The 5058-nt window shown below is 61.2% G+C and carries 1 protein-coding gene; it reads left to right on the top strand.

All coding sequences use genetic code 11. The features are described from left to right. Nucleotides 1-5058 (top strand): tandem-95 repeat protein (locus tag CK486_RS17650; protein ID WP_141248930.1); only part of this gene is annotated, 5058 nt, incomplete at both ends.

Genomic DNA, 5058 nt, shown 5'->3' with positions numbered 1-5058 from the left:
GGCCAGTCGGCCGTGCTGACCATTCCGTACACCGTCACCGACGATCAGGGCGCGATCTCCACCGCCAACCTGGTGATCACCGTCACCGGCACCAACGATCTGTCCGTCATCAGCTCTGCCAGCGTCGATGTGATCGAAAGCAATGCCAGCCTTAACACAGGCGGCACCTTAAGTATCAGCGATATTGATGGCCCGGCACCGAGCTTCAACCCCGCGACCAATGCTAGCGGCAGCGGTGGCTATGGTTTGTTCAACCTTGGCAGCAACGGTGTGTGGAGCTACAGCACTACAGGTCCACTCAACCAGCTTGTTGCCGGTCAGAGCTACACCGACACTCTTACCGTCACGGCTGCAGACGGCAGCACGGGAACTGTCACCGTCACCATCCTCGGCACCAATGATGCTCCGGTTCTTGGCGGCGTCAGAACCAGCTTCACCTATAGCGAGTCTGCGGCCTCGGTCATTACCCGCACGCTGCTCGATAGCAGTGTCACCCTGACCGACATCGACTCCAGCAACTTCGATGGCGGTAGCGTCATCGTCAGCATTAGCAACGGCGTAGCCACACAAGATCAGCTGACGGTACAGGACCAAGGCACAGGCAGCGGTCAGATCAGCGTGGTTGGCAGCGACGTTCGCTACAACTTTGGCAGCGGAGCTGTGTCGATCGGCACCATCAGCGGTGGTACTGGCGGCACACCACTGACCATCAGTCTCAACAGTAATGCTACGCCTGTCGCCGTGGACGCACTGGTACAACGAATTGCCTATGGCAACTCGTCGCAACTGCCCACAACCACACCACGCACCATCAGCATCACCGTCAACGACGGTGACGGTAATGCTAATGGCGGCAGCAGTTCGGTGACGCAGAACATCACCATGAATGTGACGTCGGTTAACGACGCACCTACTTTCAGCAACCTCGGAGGCGCGCGCGCCTTCACCGAAGGCGGCAACGCTGTCGTTTTGGACAATAACGCTTCGCTTGGCGATCGTGAGCTGGCTGTTCTGGGCGACTTTGGAGGCGCGAGCCTGACCCTTAGCCGCCGGGGCGGCACCAACAGCGACGACGATTTCCGCGGCACAGGCAACCTGTCACTCAGCGCTGGCGAAGTTCGCCTCAGTGGCGTTCTGGTCGGCAGCTACGACCAAGCCGCGCTAACCAACGGCACCCTGCAGATCACCTTCAACAGTGGCACCAGCAACGCTCAAGCCAACAGCGTGCTGAGACAGATCGCCTACAGCAACGGCAGCGATGCGCCGCCTGCCTCTGTGGTCATCGACTATGCACTCAACGACAACAATAGCGGCGCACAGGGCTCCGGGGGAGCCAAGACAGCAACCGGCTCCGTGACCGTAAACATCTCAGCAGTCAACGACGCTCCGGTAGCTGGCAGTCAATCCAACAGCACGGCCGAAGACGCTCCCTTCAACGGCCAGATTATTGCCTCCGATGTTGATGGCGGCTCCCTCACTTACAGTCTACAAACAGGCGCAAGCAACGGCAGCGTAACGCTCAACTCGAGCACGGGAGCATTTGTCTACACACCGAACGCAGGTTACAGCGGTGCCGACAGTTTCACTGTGCAGGTCAGCGACGGCAGAGGTGGGTTTGTTAACAGTGTTATCAACATGAGCGTTACGCCGGTTGATGACGCTCCGGTGCTGAGCCTCACCACCCCGGCCACTCCGGTCGAGGGTAATGCCGCCGAAGGCAACCTGATCAGCACCGCCAGTGCTACTGACGAAGACACCCCGGCCAGCGGTCTGAACTTCAGCCTCACCAGCAACCCGGGCAACGTCTACGCCATCAATGCCGCCACCGGTGCGGTCACCCTCACCGCCGCCGGTGCCGCCCTGGTCAATGCCGGTGGAGACCTGCCGCCGGTCGAAGTCACCGTCACCGACGGTAACCTCACCGACAGTGGCAGCATGAACGTCCCAGCCACTCAGGATATCAATGATGAGCCTACTGCCATTCCACTGAGCCTGACCACAGTCGAAGACAACGCCATCGACGGCAAAGTCGTTGCCAGCGACCCCGACGGTGACACCCTCACTTACAGCATCACCACCGGCAACGGCCCGCAACACGGCACCGTCACGCTCAACCCCAACGGCACCTTCTCCTATCTGCCGACCAAGGACTACAACGGTACCGACGCCTTCACTGTCACCATCGACGACGGCAACGGCGGCGTGACCATCAGCCTGGTCAACATCACTATCCTGCCGTTCAACGACGCGCCGGAGACCGCCAACCAGTCCAAGACAACCAACGAAGACCAGAGCGTCAGCGGCCAGGTCATCGCCAGCGATGTGGACGGCGACCGCCTGAGCTACATAATCCAGTCCGGCGTGGCCAACGGATCGCTCCTGCTCAACACCGCCACCGGTGAGTACACCTACACACCGAACAAGGACTACAACGGCACCGACTCCTTCACCCTCCGGGTCTACGACCCGAAGGGTGGCTACACCGAGTCCGTGGTGACGATCACGGTCGCTCCAGTCAACGACGACCCGAAATCCAGCCCGCTGTTCGTGACCACTGTCGAGGACAACACCGCCACCGGCAAGATCAACGCCCGCGACGTAGACGGTGACACCCTCACCTACAGCATCGCCACCGGCAATGGCCCGCAGCACGGCACCGTCACGCTCAACCCCGACGGTACCTTCTCCTACCTGCCGGCCAAGGACTACAACGGCACCGACGCCTTTACCGTCACCATTGACGATGGCAACGGCGGAGTAACGACCAGCTTTGTCAACATCACCATTCAGCCGTTCAACGACGCACCTGAAACGGCTAACCAGTCCAAGACAACCAACGAAGACCAGAGCGTCAGCGGCCAGATCATCGCCAGCGATGTGGACGGCGACCGCCTGAACTACGTAATACAGTCCGGAGTGGCTCACGGCTCGATCCTGCTCAACACCGTCACCGGCGAATACACCTACACGCCGAACAAGGACTACAACGGCACCGACACCTTCACCATACGGGTTTACGATCCGAAGGGTGGCTACACCGACTCTGTGGTGACGGTAACGGTCGCCCCAGTTAACGATGCACCGACCTCCGGTCCGTTGTTCATGAACACCGTCGAGGATATCGCCGCCAACGGCACGATCATTACCCGCGACGTGGATGGTGGCACCCTCACCTACAGCATTGCCACCGGCAACGGTCCGCAGCACGGCACCGTCACGCTCAACCCCGACGGCACCTTCTCCTACCTGCCGGCCAAGGACTACAACGGCACCGACGCCTTCACCGTCACCATCGACGACGGCAACGGCGGCGTGACCACAAGCCTGGTCAACATCACCATTCAGCCGTTCAACGACGCACCCGAAACGGCTAACCAGTCCAAGACAACCAACGAAGACCAGAGCGTCAGCGGCCAGATCATCGCCAGCGATGTAGACGGCGACAGCCTGAGCTACGCCATCCAGTCCGGCGCGACCCACGGCTCGATCCTGCTCTACACCGCCACCGGTGAGTACACCTACAGGCCGAACAAGGACTACAACGGCACCGACACCTTCACCATACGAGTCTACGATCCGAAGGGTGGCTACACCGACTCCGTGGTGACAGTCACGGTCAACCCGGTCGACGACGCGCCGATCCTAAGCCTCACCACCCCAACTACCCCGGTCGAGGGCAGTGCAGCCGAAGGCAACCTGATCAGCACCGCCAGCGCCACCGACAAAGACACCCCGGCTACCGGCCTGAGCTTCAGCCTCACCAACAACCCGGGCAACGTATACGCCATCAACGCCGCCACCGGTGCCGTAACCCTCACCGCTGCCGGTGCTGCTCTGGTCAATGCCGGTGGCGACCTGCCGCCGGTCGAAGTCACCGTTACCGACGGTACAACCCCGATCTCCGGCAGTGTCAACGTGCCGGCTACCAGTGACATCAACGACGCGCCGATCATCAACGTCACCGCTCAGACCCTGATCGAGAACAGCGCTGCTGCTGGAAGCGTGGCCGCCACCTACACCGCCAGTGATGAAGAAGCCAGTAGCTTCATCGTCAGCTTCACTCCGGGCTCCAATGACGATGGTTACTACGTACTGGCCAACGGACGGGTCGAGTTGACCCAAGACGGTGCCGACCATGTCAACGCAGGCAACAGCCTGCCGCCGGTCAGCCTGGTCGTCACCGAAACCGGCTCCCCGGCACTCACCGGCACAGACAGCGACACCCCGAATGTCACCCTGACCAACGATGCCCCGGTCGCCAATGCCGACACCGCCAGCACCAACGAGGAGACCCCGGTCACTATCGACGTGCTGAGCAATGACAGCGATGTCGACGGCCCGACACTGAGCATCAAGTCCGCCAGCGTCGACCCGGCACAGGGCACCGTCAGCATTGTTGCCGGCCAACTGGTCTTCACTCCGGCCAGCAACTTTACCGGTGCCGCGACCATCACCTACGTCAGCACCGATGGCTCCGACGACAGTGCGCCGGCTACCGTGACCGTCACCGTCAACCCGGTTAACGATGCCCCGGTCGCTAACACCGACACCGCCAGCACCAACGAAGATACCCCGGTCACCATCGATGTGCTGAGTAATGACAGCGATGTCGACGGCCCGGCACTGAGCATCAAGTCCGCCAGCGTCGACCCGGCACAGGGCACCGTCAGCATTGTTGCCGGCCAACTGGTCTTCACTCCGGCTAGCAACTTTACCGGTACCGCGACCATCACCTACGTCAGCACCGATGGTTCCGACGACAGTGCGCCGGCTACCGTGACCGTCACCGTCAACCCCATCAACGATGCCCCTGTGGCCCAGGCCAGCACTGCCAGCACCGGCGAGAACACCGCTTTTAACGGCAACGTGCCCGCCGCCAGCGACATCGACGGTACCGTCAACCCTAACGGTTACGCTCTGGTCAACGGTCCGGCAGCCGGTAGCCTGACGTTCAATGCCAACGGCAGCTACAGCTTCAACCCCGACAGTGCCTTTGATGACCTCGCGGCTGGTGAAAGCCGCAACGTGACGTTTACCTATACCGCCACCGACAACAAC

Origin of the sequence: Pseudomonas sp. HAR-UPW-AIA-41, from assembly GCF_002304225.1 — a bacterium.
Lineage (GTDB): Bacteria > Pseudomonadota > Gammaproteobacteria > Pseudomonadales > Pseudomonadaceae > Aquipseudomonas.
This window is presented reverse-complemented; position numbering and strand designations above follow the sequence as displayed.